The sequence below is a fragment of the Brevundimonas sp. NPDC055812 genome (assembly GCF_053616535.1).
Window position 1 is genome coordinate 133513 of record NZ_JBSHDX010000007.1, and the last position, 13780, is coordinate 147292.

General features: G+C 66.6%; 15 protein-coding genes. 10 read left to right on the forward strand and 5 right to left on the reverse strand.

Going from position 1 to position 13780, the window contains the following annotated elements:
* Positions 1 to 13 precede the first annotated feature (13 nt).
* The 3 genes from hfq to ACWGL1_RS13005 are packed head-to-tail and all read left to right on the forward strand — an operon-like array spanning position 14 to position 3209.
* The gene (hfq, locus tag ACWGL1_RS12995; RefSeq protein WP_003164861.1) at positions 14 to 259 is read left to right on the forward strand and encodes an RNA chaperone Hfq; all 246 of its coding nucleotides are present in this window, start codon (positions 14 to 16) and stop codon (positions 257 to 259) included.
* Positions 260 to 1573 carry a GTPase HflX gene (gene hflX / locus ACWGL1_RS13000; RefSeq protein ID WP_291775119.1) on the forward strand — a complete coding sequence of 438 codons (1314 nt, stop codon included), beginning with the start codon at positions 260 to 262 and terminating at the stop codon, positions 1571 to 1573.
* Between the two features lie 7 nt (positions 1574 to 1580).
* The gene (locus ACWGL1_RS13005; RefSeq protein ID WP_312217970.1) at positions 1581 to 3209 is read left to right on the forward strand and encodes a Na+/H+ antiporter; all 1629 of its coding nucleotides are present in this window, start codon (positions 1581 to 1583) and stop codon (positions 3207 to 3209) included.
* Here ACWGL1_RS13005 and ACWGL1_RS13010 read toward each other — a convergent pair.
* The 3 genes from ACWGL1_RS13010 to ACWGL1_RS13020 are packed head-to-tail and all read right to left on the reverse strand — an operon-like array spanning position 3206 to position 6051.
* Positions 3206 to 3880 (reverse strand): HAD family hydrolase, encoded by a 675-nt coding sequence (locus ACWGL1_RS13010; RefSeq protein WP_452112217.1) that lies wholly within the window; start codon positions 3878 to 3880, stop codon positions 3206 to 3208. The two genes, ACWGL1_RS13005 and ACWGL1_RS13010, sit on opposite strands and share 4 nt — an antisense overlap.
* Positions 3877 to 4665 (reverse strand): nucleoside triphosphate pyrophosphohydrolase, encoded by a 789-nt coding sequence (gene mazG / locus ACWGL1_RS13015; protein ID WP_343829765.1) that lies wholly within the window; start codon positions 4663 to 4665, stop codon positions 3877 to 3879. Before mazG ends, ACWGL1_RS13010 begins: the two co-directional genes overlap by 4 nt.
* Positions 4666 to 6051, reverse strand: a complete 1386-nt coding sequence (locus ACWGL1_RS13020) for an MFS transporter (RefSeq protein WP_452112218.1) — start codon at positions 6049 to 6051, stop codon at positions 4666 to 4668.
* Positions 6052 to 6170: 119 nt separating this feature from the next.
* Here ACWGL1_RS13020 and ACWGL1_RS13025 point away from each other — a divergent pair, with 119 nt between their 5' ends.
* The 4 genes from ACWGL1_RS13025 (at position 6171) to ygiD (ending at position 8944) form a co-directional block, all read left to right on the forward strand.
* A complete protein-coding gene (locus ACWGL1_RS13025) occupies positions 6171 to 7028 on the forward strand; it encodes a D-alanyl-D-alanine carboxypeptidase family protein (protein WP_452112219.1) in 858 nt (285 codons plus the stop codon).
* Positions 7025 to 7483 carry a hypothetical protein gene (locus ACWGL1_RS13030; RefSeq protein ID WP_452112220.1) on the forward strand — a complete coding sequence of 153 codons (459 nt, stop codon included), beginning with the start codon at positions 7025 to 7027 and terminating at the stop codon, positions 7481 to 7483. The genes ACWGL1_RS13025 and ACWGL1_RS13030 overlap by 4 nt, the downstream gene beginning before the upstream one ends.
* Before the next feature lie 98 nt (positions 7484 to 7581).
* The gene (gene wrbA / locus ACWGL1_RS13035) at positions 7582 to 8184 is read left to right on the forward strand and encodes an NAD(P)H:quinone oxidoreductase (RefSeq protein WP_452112221.1); all 603 of its coding nucleotides are present in this window, start codon (positions 7582 to 7584) and stop codon (positions 8182 to 8184) included.
* 4 nt (positions 8185 to 8188) lie between these two features.
* Positions 8189 to 8944, forward strand: a complete 756-nt coding sequence (gene ygiD / locus ACWGL1_RS13040; RefSeq protein WP_452112222.1) for a 4,5-DOPA-extradiol-dioxygenase — start codon at positions 8189 to 8191, stop codon at positions 8942 to 8944.
* A gap of 21 nt (positions 8945 to 8965) precedes the next feature.
* Here the strand turns inward: ygiD and ACWGL1_RS13045 are convergent, their stop codons facing one another.
* Both ACWGL1_RS13045 and ACWGL1_RS13050 read right to left on the reverse strand, forming a co-directional pair.
* Positions 8966 to 9376, reverse strand: a complete 411-nt coding sequence (locus ACWGL1_RS13045; RefSeq protein ID WP_291775137.1) for a DoxX family protein — start codon at positions 9374 to 9376, stop codon at positions 8966 to 8968.
* Between the two features lie 82 nt (positions 9377 to 9458).
* On the reverse strand, positions 9459 to 11015 hold the full coding sequence (locus tag ACWGL1_RS13050) for an AMP-binding protein (protein WP_452112274.1): 1557 nt from the start codon (positions 11013 to 11015) through the stop codon (positions 9459 to 9461).
* A gap of 202 nt (positions 11016 to 11217) precedes the next feature.
* On the opposite strand from ACWGL1_RS13050, the gene lipA reads away from it, so the two are divergent.
* The 3 genes from lipA to ACWGL1_RS13065 are packed head-to-tail and all read left to right on the forward strand — an operon-like array spanning position 11218 to position 13775.
* Complete coding sequence (lipA, locus tag ACWGL1_RS13055; protein WP_452112223.1) at positions 11218 to 12192, forward strand: lipoyl synthase; 975 nt, start codon at positions 11218 to 11220, stop codon at positions 12190 to 12192.
* 4 nt (positions 12193 to 12196) lie between these two features.
* Positions 12197 to 12649 carry a type II toxin-antitoxin system RatA family toxin gene (locus ACWGL1_RS13060; protein WP_291775143.1) on the forward strand — a complete coding sequence of 151 codons (453 nt, stop codon included), beginning with the start codon at positions 12197 to 12199 and terminating at the stop codon, positions 12647 to 12649.
* Between the two features lie 4 nt (positions 12650 to 12653).
* On the forward strand, positions 12654 to 13775 hold the full coding sequence (locus ACWGL1_RS13065) for an NAD(P)/FAD-dependent oxidoreductase (protein WP_452112224.1): 1122 nt from the start codon (positions 12654 to 12656) through the stop codon (positions 13773 to 13775).
* Positions 13776 to 13780 lie beyond the last annotated feature (5 nt).

The following is a 13780-nucleotide window of genomic DNA, read 5'->3' on the forward strand; positions in this document are numbered from 1 at the left end:
GGATCAACCTGCCATGTCGCAAGACAAACGACAGAACCTCCAGGACACCTTCCTGAACAGCGTCCGCAAGACGAAGACGCCGCTGACCATCTTCCTGGTGAACGGCGTCAAGCTTCAGGGCATCGTCACCTGGTTCGACAACTTCTGTGTGCTGCTGCGTCGCGATGGCCAATCGCAGCTGGTCTACAAGCACGCCATCTCGACCATCATGCCGTCCGCGCCCGTGCAACTGTACGAGCCCGACGCCGAAGAAGACTGATTGACCTCCAAACTCATTGACCACGCCGTCCCGCTGATCCGGGCCGTCGTCATCCATCCTGACCGTCGTGGCGACAATGCGCGCCATGCGTCCGAACGCCTGGAAGAAGCCGTGGGCCTGGCCCAGGCGCTGGATCTTGACGTGCGAGCGCAGGAAATCGTGCGCCTGCGCTCCGTTACGCCCGCCACCCTGATCGGTCGAGGCAAGCTGGAAGAGATTTCGGCCCTGATCCTGGCCGCCGACGCCGAGGCGGTCGTCGTCGACGACCAGCTGACGCCGGTGCAGCAGCGCAACCTGGAACGTTTCTGGGACATCAAGGTCATCGACCGCACCGGTCTGATCCTGGAGATCTTCGGCCGCCGCGCTCGCACGCGCGAGGGGCGGCTGCAGGTCGAGCTGGCGCGGCTTGAGTACGAACGCTCGCGCCTCGTCCGCACCTGGACCCACCTGGAACGCCAGCGCGGCGGGACGGGCGGCACGGGCGGCCCCGGCGAAACCCAGATCGAGCTGGACCGGCGCATGATCGCCGACCGCATCGTGCGGCTGAAGGCAGAGCTGGAAGAGGTGCGCCGCACGCGCGGCCTGCACCGCAAGGCGCGTCGACAGGTTCCGTTCCCGTCGGTCGCCCTGGTCGGCTACACCAATGCGGGCAAGTCGACGCTGTTCAATCGGCTGACCGGGTCGGAGGTGCTGGCCAAGGATCTGCTGTTCGCCACGCTGGACACGACCCAACGCACCATTCGTCTGCCCCAGGGGCGGCCGGCCATCATCGCCGACACCGTGGGCTTCGTCTCCGACCTGCCGCACGAACTGGTGGAGAGCTTCCGCGCCACCCTGGAGGAAGTCGGCGAGGCGGACCTGATCCTGCATGTGCGCGACATCGCCTCGCCCGACAGCGCGGCCCAGGCCAAGGACGTCGAGGCCGTGCTGGAGCAGATTCCAACGCCCGAGGGCAAGACGCGCCGCATCCTCGAAGTCTGGAACAAGATCGACCTCCTGGAGCCGGAAACCCGCGAATCCATCGTCGGCCAGGCCGAGCGTCTGGCGCGCGACGGTCAGGCTGTCGCCGTGTCCGCGTGGACGGGCGAGGGGATCGAGACCCTGCGCGAGACCATCGCCGGTCTGATCGACGACGATCCGGAGACTCATCTGACGGTCGAGCCGCATCGCGGCGACCTGCTGGCGTGGCTGTACGCCAACGGCCGTGTGACGGGGCGCGAGACGGACGATGACGGTCGGGTCCATCTGACGGTCCGACTGCATCCCGCCGCGCTGGGGCGACTTGAACGGCTGTATCCGGACGTGATCGACTGATCCTGTCATGCACCTGATCGAGACCATCCTCTTCCTGTTGCTGGCCGTGGTGCTGTCAGGGTGGTTGGCTCGGATCACGCGCATCGCCCTGCCGCTGGTGCAGATCGCGCTTGGGGCGGGGGTGGTGCTGATCACCGGCGAGTCGGTCGATCTGAAGCCGGATATCTTCTTCCTGCTGTTCCTGCCGCCCCTGCTGTTCGTGGACGGCTGGCGCATCCCCAAGGAGGCGCTGTTCCGGGACAGGGTGGTGATCCTGGAGCTGGCGCTGGGACTGGTGGTCTTCACCGTCCTGGGGCTGGGTTTCTTGATCCATTGGCTGATCCCGGCCATGCCGCTGGCCGTGGCCTTCGCCCTGGCGGCCATCCTGTCGCCGACCGACCCGATCGCAGTCCAGGCCATCGCCGGGCGGGCGCCGATCCCGAAGCGGCTGATGCACATCCTGGAGGGCGAGTCGCTGCTGAACGACGCCAGCGGCCTGACCTGCATGCGGATCGCCGTGCTGGCGGCGACGACCGGCGCCTTTTCCCTGAGCAGCGCTTTTGGAACCTTCGCCTGGCTGGCCTTGGCCGGCGTGGCCGTCGGCATCGTCGTGACCCTCGCCATCGGCCTGGTGAAGGCCTTCATCAGCCGCCGCTGGGGCGAGGACGTCGGCGGGCAGATCCTGATCAGTCTGCTGATGCCCTTCGCGGCCTATCTGGCGGCGGAAGCCATCCATGCCTCGGGCATTCTGGCGGCGGTGGCGGCGGGCGTGACGATGAGTTTCACCGAGCGTCAGGGCTCGGCCCTGGCTGCGACCCGCATTCGGCGCGCCGTGGTGTGGGACACGGTGCAGTTCGTCGCCAACGGCCTGATCTTCGTCATCCTGGGCGAGCAGATGCCGTCCATCATGGCGCGTGCGGCCGAGGTGATCCGTTCCACCGATCATGACGAGATCTGGTGGTTGGCCGTCTATGTCTTCGCCATCGTCGCGGCCCTGGCGGCCTTGCGTTTCGTCTGGGTGTGGACGTCGCTGAAGCTGACCCTGTTCCGTCGAAAGGGCCGCAGCGCCCCGCCCAAGGTCGGGCTGCGGTTGGTGGCCGTCATGTCGCTGGCGGGGGTGCGCGGGGCGATCACCCTGGCGGGCATTCTGACGCTGCCCTTCTACCTGAGCGACGGTTCGCCCATGCCGGCGCGGAACCTGGCCATCTTCCTGGCGGCGGGAGTGATCATCGTCTCCCTGGTGCTGGCCACGATCGCCCTGCCTCGTCTTTTGAGGGGCGTGCAGCTTCCGCCGGAGGATGACCATCAGGCCGAAGAGAACCGATCCCGCGTCGCCGCCGCCTGGGCCGCGATCCGAGCCATTGAGGACGCTCAGCACGCCATGGCCGAGGGCAAGGTCGATCCCGACTTCTATGCCGAAACCGCCACGCGGGTGATGGAGGTCTATCGCCACCGCATCGACATGCGCGCCAGCATGGAGGAGGACGCCGTGGTCCAGGCGCGCCGCGCCGATGACATCGAGCGCCGCCTGCGCCTGACCGGCCTTGCGGCGGAGCGTGAGGAACTGGTGCGCCTCGGCCGCCAGCGACTGATCGACGAAGAGACGGCGCGCAAGCTGATCCGCGAGATCGACCTGCAGGAATTGCGCTACGTCTAGGCCGTCTCGGCGATCCAGCCTGCCAGGTCGGCGTAGCTGTCGAACACCTGGTGCGCGCCGGCCTGTTTCAGACGTTGAGAGTGATCGCCGCGGATATGCCCGCCCGCGCACAGGCCGACGATTGTCATGCCCGCCGCCACACCCGCCAGCACGCCGGTCGGACTGTCCTCGATCACCAGGGTGCGCTCCGGCGCGGCCTTCATCGCCTCGGCGGCGTAGAGGAACAGGTCGGGATGCGGCTTGCCCCGGCTGACATGAACGGCGGCGCTGAAGATCGGGCCGCCGAAGACGTCTTGAGCCCCGAAATGGCGCAGACCCAGCTCGATCCAGTCGGGCGGACTGGAGGAGGCGATGCAACGCGGCTCCTCGCGTCCAGCCAGGAAGGCGTCGAACCCCGCGACGAACGTCAGGTCGCGCCGGGCGCGATCGTGACAGCGCCGCGTCCATTCGTCTTGCAGGCCAGGCGGGCAAGGCGCGCCCAGTCGTTCCGAAATAAGCGCCTCGCAGTCCAGCCAGCGCTTGCCCAGATAGGTCGCCAGGGCGTCGTCCAGCGTGGTCGGCAAGCCGATTTCGCTGAGCAGTTCGGCCATGATCGCATTGTTCAGCAGTTCGCTGTCGGCGATGACCCCGTCGTAGTCGAAGATGATGAGGTCGAACGGACTTCGGTTCACGCCCGCTCGGCGGCCTTGGCGGCGTCCCACAGGGCGTCCATTTCGGACAGGTCGGACTGCTCCGGCGTGCGGCCGTCTTTCTTCAGTTCGGCCTCGATGAACTCGAAACGACGAACGAATTTGGCGTTGGCGGCGCGCAGGGCGTCTTCCGGCTCGACCTCCAACTTGCGGGCCAGATTGGCGACGACGAACAGCAGGTCGCCCAGCTCCTCGCGGGCCTTCTCCTTGTCGCCGGCGGCGATCTCGACACGCAGTTCCTGAACCTCTTCGGCCAGTTTGTCGAAGACTTCGTCGGTGGAGGGCCAGTCGAATCCGACTCGCCCCGCGCGCTTGGTCAGTTTGGCGGCGCGGGTGAGGGCAGGCAGGCCGACCGGCACGTCGTCCAGCACGCCGTGCTGTTCCTTGGCCTTGCGCTCGGCGGCCTTGATGTCTTCCCAGCGGTCCTTCTGGGCCGGGCCGGTGGCCTTGGCGGCTTCGTCGCCGAAGACGTGCGGATGGCGGCGGATCAGCTTGTCGGCCATGGCCTCGGCCACGTCCTCCAGCCGGAAATGCCCGGCTTCCTCAGCCATGCGCGAGTGGAAGACGACCTGGAACAGCAGGTCGCCCAGTTCCACCCTCAGTTCGTCCATGTCGCCGCGCTCGATGGCGTCGGCGACCTCATAGGCCTCCTCGATCGTATAGGGAGCGACGGTCTGGAAGGTCTGCTCCACGTCCCAGGGACAGCCGCCGTTCGGATCGCGCAGGCGAACCATGATGTCTTTCAGGCGGTCGACGGGGTGAGTCATTCAGGCGTGTCCGGCGTCTCTTTGCGCCAGGGCGGCGCGGATTTCATCGTGCCTGCGTGCGGTCAGGGGATAGCCCTTCAGCACCCAGGCCGTGGCCGCCAATAGCAGGCCCGGCACGGCGATGAACAGGATCTGCAGGATCAACAGCGAGAAGTCGCTATTCCCCTCCGGCCCTGGCAGCGCCTTGAACCCCACCAGCGGCAGGATGGCGTAAGGCAGCAGGGCGAAGACGTGGCCCATCTTGGTCGTGGCGGACAGGATGGAGAACATCAGGCCGGTGCGGTCCACGCCGGTTTCCAGTCGCACCTCGTCGCCCGCGTCCGCCATCATGGCGCGCAGCAGGAATAGGCCGGCCGCATAGGGCAGACCGGCGATGAACATCGCGGCCGCCGTCAGGGCGAAGTTCCCGCCGGGAACCAGGGTCGCGCCGACATAGAAGACGGCGAAGATCAGGCTGGCCACGGCCAGGGCGCGATCCTTGCCGATCCTCGTCGCCAGCCAGGCCCAGACCGGCGCCCCGACCAGGCCGGCCATGAAGTAGATCAGCATGAACAGCGACGCCTGGGTATGGTCGTAGCCCTTGATCTGGCCGAAGAAGAAGAACAGCAGCGACCCCGTGATGCCCGGCGCAATGCCCAGCAGCAGGTCCGCGATCAGCAGCTTGCGCACCGTCTTCATCCTGAACAGGGCCAGATAGGCGCGCGGTCCGCCGTGCGGCGCGGCGCCCGCATTGACGGGCTCGGGCACGGCGACCATGGCCAGGCCGATGGTGAGGGGCAGGGCGATGATGATGGCCCAGCCCATGATGCGCACCCCGTCCACGTAGTTCCCCAGGCCCGTCTTCACCACGATGGTCGGCAGGATCAGGATCAGGATCACGCCGATGATGTTGAACACCTGCCACCAGCCATAGACGCGGCTGCGCTGGTCATACTGCGGCGCCAGCACGGCGGCCCAGCCCAACTGCCCCAGCGTGCCCATCGAGAAGCCGAGGTAGAGCACCAGCAGCCAGGCGAACAGATAGATCGGCCCGGCGCCCGGCTGGACCGTCACGAACATCATCAGCGCCGCCAGCATCAGGATCGGCGTCGCCACCGCCATCCACGGGCGATAGCGGCCCAGGCGCGTGCGCGTCCGGTCCATGCCCCAGCCGATGAAGGGATCGAACAGGATGTCGATCAGCCGCACCGCCATGAAGACGGCGGCCACCATGCCCATCTCTATGCCGACGTGGGTGGCGTAGAATTCCGGCAAGGTGACGGGCAGGGCCACGCCGAAAGCCGCCAGCGGCAGGCAGGGGCCTGAGAAGGCGGCCAGGATGGCGTTGGAACGGCGCGGCGCGTCGGGCGCGGCGAGGGCGGACGAAGGCGCTGCGGTTGCGGTCATGCGGTCACGGCCTGTTCGCGGCGCGAGTCGGCCGCAACGGTCACCATGCAGGTTTTCGGCGCAGGCGCGAAGACCGCGGAGGGCTTGCGGCGACTCTCAACCTGAGGCCTGCTGTGGTCATGTGGAAAGCCTCCGCCTTCGTTATCGCCGCCTTGATCGCCTCCTTCGCCGGACAGGCTCACGCCGAGGCCCCGGAACCTGTGCCGACCACCCAGATCTGCGACCGGGCGTCCGGCGCCTGGGACGATACGGCCGAGGCGAACGCCATCTCCCTTTATGCGCTGGAGTGGGTTCCGTTCGGGCCGTTCGAGTTGGGCTGGGAAGCCTATGTCCCGTTGATCCAACAGGAGGTTGGTTCGCCCTGCGATCCGACATCGGCGGGCTTCGCCGAAGCCCTGGCCGCGTTCCAGGCGCGCTATGGGGTCACGGCCAGCGGCCGGTTCGACCAGGCGACCTTTCAGGTGTTGCGAGGTCTGTGGCAGGAGCGGCGACCCTTCGTCATGGCGCGAGTGAGGGGAGAATGCCCGGATCCGCCCCCCGTCGCCGACCTGGCCTATCTGACGACAGGAGAGGAACACGCCGAACGCCTGACGCGTCTGCTGCGTCGCGACGTGCTGGACGCCTATCGCGCCATGGCGACGGCGGCCCGCGCCGAAGTTCCGGAGATCGCCGCCGAACCGGAACTGCTGCGCATCTTCTCCTCCTTCCGCGATCCGGAGGCCGACGCGGCGCGATGCGCGCGCGACGGCAACTGCGACGGCTTGAGGCGCGCCGTCTGCTCGCCGCACCGGACCGGCACGGCCGTCGACCTCTATGTCGGCCACCTGCAGGGCATGGGCGTCGATTCCACCGACGTTCACAGTCGCCGCTACATGAGCCAGACGCCGACCTATCGTTGGCTGGTCAAGAACGCCGGGCGGTTCGGCTTCGTCCCCTATGTCTATGAGCCCTGGCACTGGGAGTGGGTCGGTCGATGATCCGACCGCTTGCGCATGGCGAGGCGGCGCTGGCGCGCGAAGTGTTCGGGCGCGACCTGCGGCTGGACGACATCCGCTTCCTGGGCTCGCCCTGGCCGTTCAACCGGGCCTTCGTGCCGGGGCGCTGGTTCGGGCGCGACTGGATCGTCTGGCCCAAGGCGACCCTGGCGCCGGATTTGTCGCAGGCGTCGCTGCGAACTCAGGCGGTCTTCATTCATGAGCTGGTTCACGTCTGGCAGGCCCAGAGCGGCGTCAACCTGCTGACCAGCAAGCTCAAGGCGGGCGACGGGCCGGGCGCGTACGCCTATCCTGTCGATGAGCGCTGCGAATGGATCAGCCTGAACATCGAGCAGCAGGCCATGGTGGTCGAACACCGCTTCCTGCTGTCGCGGGGCGCGCGGGTTCCGGGCGAAAGCGCCTTTTACGATCGCGTTTGTCCGATCGGCGATCGTTGAGAAAATTGACAAGAAGGCTTTGCGGCGCCGCAACATGACGTTAAATCAGGCACTGATGCTGTTGCTGTATGCATCGTTTCAGTTTTGCCGGAGCGGCCATGCCCAAGATTCTCGTCCTCTACCACTCGACCTACGGCCACATCGAACAGATGGCCGAAGCCGTCGCCGAAGGCGCGCTGCAGGTCGAAGGCGCCCTCGTGGACATCAAGCGCGTCCCCGAAACCGTGCCGGAAGAGCTGGCGCGCAGCTCAGGCTACAAGATGGATCAAGCTGCGCCGATCGCCTCGGTGGCGGAACTGGCCGACTATGACGCCATCATCCTGGGCGCCGGCACCCGCTTTGGCACCGCGGCCTCGCAGATGCGCGCCTTCCTGGACCAGACGGGCGGTATGTGGGCGCAGGGCAAGCTGGTCGGCAAGGTCGGCAGCGCCTTCAGCGCCTCGGCCACCCAGCACGGCGGCCAGGAGACGACCTTCCTCGGCCTGCATCATTATTTCATGCACCAGGGAATGGTTGTCGTCGGCCTGCCGTACGCCTTCGCCGGCCAGATGAACATGGACGAGATCACCGGCGGCACCCCATACGGAGCCACGACCCTGACCAAGGGCGACGGCTCGCGCATGCCGAGCCAGAATGAACTGGACGGCGCGCGCTTCCAGGGCAAGCATGTCGCGGAAATCGCCAGGAAGCTGCACGGTTAAGATCATGCGCCAGCCCGCACTCTTCTTTGGTCACGGCTCCCCCATGAATGCTCTGGGCGGTCCCTTCGCGGACACCTGGCGCGCGTTGGGGCAGGAGATCGGCAAGCCGAAAGGCGTCGTCATGGTCTCGGCTCACTGGGAGACGCGCGGGCTGGGCGTGACGGCGCAGGAGCTGCCGGAAACCATCCATGATTTCGGAGGCTTCCCGGCCGAACTTCACGCCATGCAGTATCCCGCGCCCGGCTCGCCCTCGCTGGCGAACCGGGTGGCGGAACTGACAGGCGCAGTGCAGACGACGCAGTGGGGGCTGGATCACGGGACCTGGTCCGTCCTGGCCCATGTCTGGCCGGACGCCGACGTGCCCGTGGTGCAATTGTCTCTGGACCGCACCCTTGACGCCCGCGCCCATTATGAACTGGCCCAGCGCCTGCGCCCTTTGCGGGATGAAGGCGTCATCGTCGCCGGGTCGGGCGACTTCGTTCACAATCTGCGGACATGGAAGCGGGCGGGCGGCGAGCCCTATGACTGGGCCGTCGATTTCAATGAGGCGGTCAAGCGGGTCTTCATGGCGGGCGACCATGACGCCCTGATCGACTGGGTCCACCTGGCCGAACAGGCGCAGCTCAGCGTTCCGACGGACGAACACTATCTGCCGTTGCTTTATGTCGCCGCGCAGCAGGCGTCGGGCGAGTCCGTCCGCTTCTTCAATGATGTGATCGAAGGCGGATCGATCTCGATGACGGGCGTCCGGATCGGCTGACCGGACGCCGCGTTTCGTTTCTTAGCGTCGACCGCCGCGCAGGGCGTTGTCCAGCGACCACGGCCCCGGCCCAGCGAAGACCAGGTACAGGAAGACGAAGCAGTAGAGGGCCGCCAGCTCTCCGCCGTTGTTGATGGGGTAGGGGCTCTGCGGCGCGTGAACCATCCAATAGGCCACGGCGGTGAAGCCTGACAGGATGAAAGCCGTCGGGCGGCTGAACAGACCCAGCGCCAACAGGACGCCGCCGACCAGTTCAATGGGACCGGACCAACCCGCCAGAGTCGACAGATCGACTCCGCCGCCGCGACCGCCCGGCGGAAAACCCAGAATCTTCTGCGCGCCGTGCTGAAGCAAAAGCAGGCCGGAGACAATTCTCAGAAGGCTGAGAAAATGCGGCTCCCAGCCGGCCAGGGATGTCGAACGTCGGGCCATGAAACCTCCTCGGCCGTTGCGCCCCGCGAGCGGGACCGGACGGCCGAGGTTATGACACTGGCGTCGAACGGCAAGCGCCTTGTCAGGCGCTCTTCAATTCATCCTCGACCTTCTTCTGGATGGTCACATAGTCGGTCTTGCCGGTGCCCAGGACCGGAATGCTTTCGACCTTGATGATCTTCTTCGGCACCGCCAGTTCGGGCGCGCCGTTGTCACGCGCCCATTCGGTCAGGCGTGAGCTCTCGGCCTCCGCGACGTCGGTGACCAGTACCAGGCGCTCGCCCTTCTTGCTGTCAGGCACGGCGACGACGGCGTGGTGGCCGGTCGGCCAGACGGCGCCGGCCATGCCTTCGACCGCCGTCAGGGACACCATCTCACCGCCGATCTTGGCGAAGCGCTTCACCCGGCCCAGGATGGTGATGTAGCCCTCGGCGTCGATATCGACGATGTCGCCGGTGTCGTGCCAGCCGTCCGCCAGGGGCTCCAGATTGTCCGGGTCGTTCGGCGAGATGTAGCCTTCCATCACGTTCGGTCCGCGCAGATACAGGCGCCCCCCGACCTCGATGCCTTCAACCGGTTCGATGCGGTATTCCATGCCCGGCAGTATCTGGCCCACCGTGCCCGGCCGGTTGCGGTCGGGATGGTTCACGGCGACGACCGGCGCCGCCTCGGTGGCGCCATAGCCTTCCAGCAGGGTCAGGCCGCCGAACTTGGCGTCGAAGGCGGCGCGGGTTTCCTCGCGCACCTTCTCGGCTCCGGCGACCGCGAACTTCAGGGTGGCGAAGTCGCCCGGCTCGGCCACACGGGCGTACTGGTTCAGGAAGGTGTCGGTCGCGAACAGGATCGACGCCTTCACCTGGGGCAGAAGATCGGTGATCTGCTTGGCGTGCAACGGCGAGGGATATTCAAACGCCTTCAACCCCTGCAGCAGCGGCAGGATGACCCCGCCTGTCAGGCCGAAGCAGTGGAAGGTCGGCAGCGGATTGAACATCACCCAGTCGGGGTCCAGGTCGATGTGGGCCGCCACCTGGCGCGCATTGGCGACCAGGTTCTTCTGGCTCAGCACCACGCCCTTGGGCGCGCCGAAGCTGCCCGAGGTGAACAGGACCACGCCCGCCGAATCCGGGGCGGTCTTCACGCGAAACCGCTTGGGCGCCATGCCGGCGCTGAGGCCGTACAGCTTGTCGGCCAGGCCGATGGTCTTGCGGATATCATCCAACCAGACGATCTCGGCAACCTCGCCCAGGGCCTCCATCAGGTCGTCCAGCTTGGCTTGGGTCGCGAAACGCTTGGCCGACAGGATCTTCTTCACGCCCGCCGTCTTCAGCGCGGCCTTCAGATTGGCTTCGCCCGAGGTGAAGTTCAGCATGACCGGCACGCGTCCGAAGGCGTGCAGGGCGAAGAAAGTCACCACCACGCCTGCGCTAGACGGCAGCAGCACGCCGACGCGCTCGCCGGGCTGGGTCAGTCTGGCGATCTTGCGGCCCAGCACGAAGGCGGCGCGGATCAAGCCGGTATAGGTCAGGGGGTGGCGATCCTGGTCCTCCAGAATCTCCTTGTCGCCGTAGCGGGCGCGCGCATCGATCAGCGCGTCGAACAGGGTCTCTTCATAGACCTTGGGGTCCAGGGCTGCCCGCAGCAAGCACGTCCTCCTTCGGAGAGCTCTGGCGCGGCCCTCTCGGTTACAAGAGGCCGGAACCTAGTGACGTAAGGTCGCCTTGAAAAGATGCGTAACGTCGCGTGAAGCCGTTCCGATGTCGGACTGAAACCGACTGTGCCTTGCCTTTGCACATCGGAAGGCCGACATACCGCCTTCAGAAACAGGAGCCAGACCGCCGGCGATGGTCACGCTGATCGACACCCTGCAGAAGAAGCCGTCTGAGCTTCGTCACCCTGAAAAGCAGAACCGCCCGGAATCGGCGGTGCTGAAGAAGCCTGACTGGCTTCGCGTCAAGGCGCCCGGCTCGGGCCAGTACAACGCCACCAAGGACATCGTGCGCTCCAAGGGGCTGCACACCGTCTGTGAAGAGGCCGCCTGCCCGAACATCGGCGAATGCTGGAGCCAGAAGCACGCCACCCTGATGATCATGGGCGACACCTGCACGCGGGCCTGCGCCTTCTGCAACGTCAAGACCGGCCTGCCGCAGCCGCTGGACCCGGAAGAACCGGCCAAGGTCGGTCTGGCCGTGGCGCAGATGGAACTGAACCACGTCGTCATCACCTCTGTGGACCGCGACGACGTGTCGGACGGCGGCGCCGCCCACTTCGCCGAGGTGGTGCGCCAGATTCGCATCCAGGCGCCGAACACCACCATCGAAATCCTGACGCCCGATTTCCTGCGCAAGGACGGCGCGGCCGAGGTCATGATCGACGCCACGCCCGACGTCTTCAATCACAACCTCGAGACGGTTCCGCGCCTGTATCTGAAGATCCGGCCGGGCGCCCGCTACTTCCACTCCCTGCGTCTGCTGCAGATGGTCAAGGAGCGCGACCCGAACCAGTTCACCAAGTCCGGCATCATGGTCGGCCTGGGCGAGACCAAGGAAGAGGTCATGCAGGTGATGGACGACATGCGCTCCGCCGGCGTCGACTTCATCACCATCGGCCAGTATCTGCAGCCGACCCGCAAGCACGCCGCCATCGACCGCTTCGTCACGCCCGAAGAGTTCAAGGCCTATGAGGCGATCGCGCGGGCCAAGGGCTTCCTGATGGTGTCGTCCTCGCCGCTGACGCGCTCGTCGCACCACGCAGGCGACGACTTCGCTTGGCTCCGGGCGGCGCGTGAGGCCCAGTTGTCGTCCCGGAACGGCCGCTGATCCTTTGGCCGTCCATCGCGTAACGCGCATCCTGCCCTATGCGCCCGAGCAACTGGCCGCCATGGTGGCGGACGTGCGCGCCTATCCCGACTTCGTGCCGTGGATCACCGCCATGCGCGTCTGGAACGTGCGGGACGAGGCGCCGGGCGTGCATCTGCTGGACGCCGAGGCCGGGGTCGGATTCGCCTTCCTGACCGAGAAGTTCTCGACCTGGGTGCGTCATGACGTGCACGCGCCCAAGGTCGAGGTCGGCTTGATCCGCGGCCCGTTCAAACACCTGAAGAACCGCTGGGAGTTCCATCCGCACCCGCAGGGGACGCGACTGGAATTCTCCATCGACTTCGCCTTCAAGTCGCGCATGCTGGACATGATGCTTCAGGCGAACTTCGACCGGGCGGTCGACAAGCTGATCCAGTGTTTCGAGAGCCGGGCCAAGGCTCTCTACGGCAAGAGGTAGAACCATGGGCGCGCCTTTCGACTTCGATGCGACGGTCGTGGGCGCGGGAGCTGTGGGGCTGGCCTGCGGTCGAGCGCTGTCGCGGCGCGGCCTGACGGTGCTGGTGCTGGAGAAGGAGCCGCACATCGGTCAGGGCGTCTCCGCGCGCAATTCCGAGGTGATTCACGGCGGACTCTATTATCCGACCGGCTCGTTGAAGGCGAAGTTCTGCGTCGAAGGGCGGCGCGCCCTTTATGATTTCCTGGAAAGCCGCAAGGTCGACCACTGGAAGTGCGGCAAGCTGGTCGTGGCGACCGAGGAAGCCGAGGTTCCGCGCATCGAGGCCATCTTCCAGCAGGCCGCGATCAATGGCGTCGAAAACCTTGAGCACCTGACTGGCGCGCAGGCGCGAGCGCTGGAGCCGGAGTTGAACGCCCACGCCGCTATCCTGTCGCCTGAGAGCGGGGTGTTCGACAGTCACGGCTATATGCTGGCCCTGCAGGGCGAGATCGAGGACGCGGGCGGCGCGGTCGTAATCTCCGCGCCTTTCGAGGGGGCGGAAGGCCTGCCGGGCGGCGGCTTCTCTGTTCGCGTGGGCGGGGAGGGGGCGATGACCGTGACCAGCCGCCTTCTGGTCACGGCGCCTGGCCTGTCGGCTCAAGACATCGCAGCTCGAATCGACGGCTATCCCGCCGCTGATATTCCCGCGCATCATCTGGGTAAGGGGATCTACTTCCGTCTGACGGGCGCGGCGCCGTTCAACCGCCTGATCTATCCGCCGCCGATCCCCGGCGCGCTGGGCACCCACTACCGCAAGGATCTGGGCGGGCAGGGGGTGTTCGGCCCCGACCTGGCCTATGTCGAGGCCGAGGATTACTCCGTCGATCCGGCCAAGGCGGAAGAGTTCGCCCGCTACATCCGCCGCTTCTGGCCCAGCGTGACGGTCGAGCGCCTGACGCCCGACTACGCGGGCATCCGGCCCAAGCTGCATGGTCCTGGCGAGCCGCAGCCGGACTTTCAGCTTCACGGCCGAGAGCATCACGGCATCGACGGCCTGATGGCCCTGTTCGGCATCGAAAGCCCCGGCCTGACCAGTTCCCTTGCGATCGGCGAGGCGGCGGCCGAGGCGTTGGCGGGCTCGGCTTGAGCCTG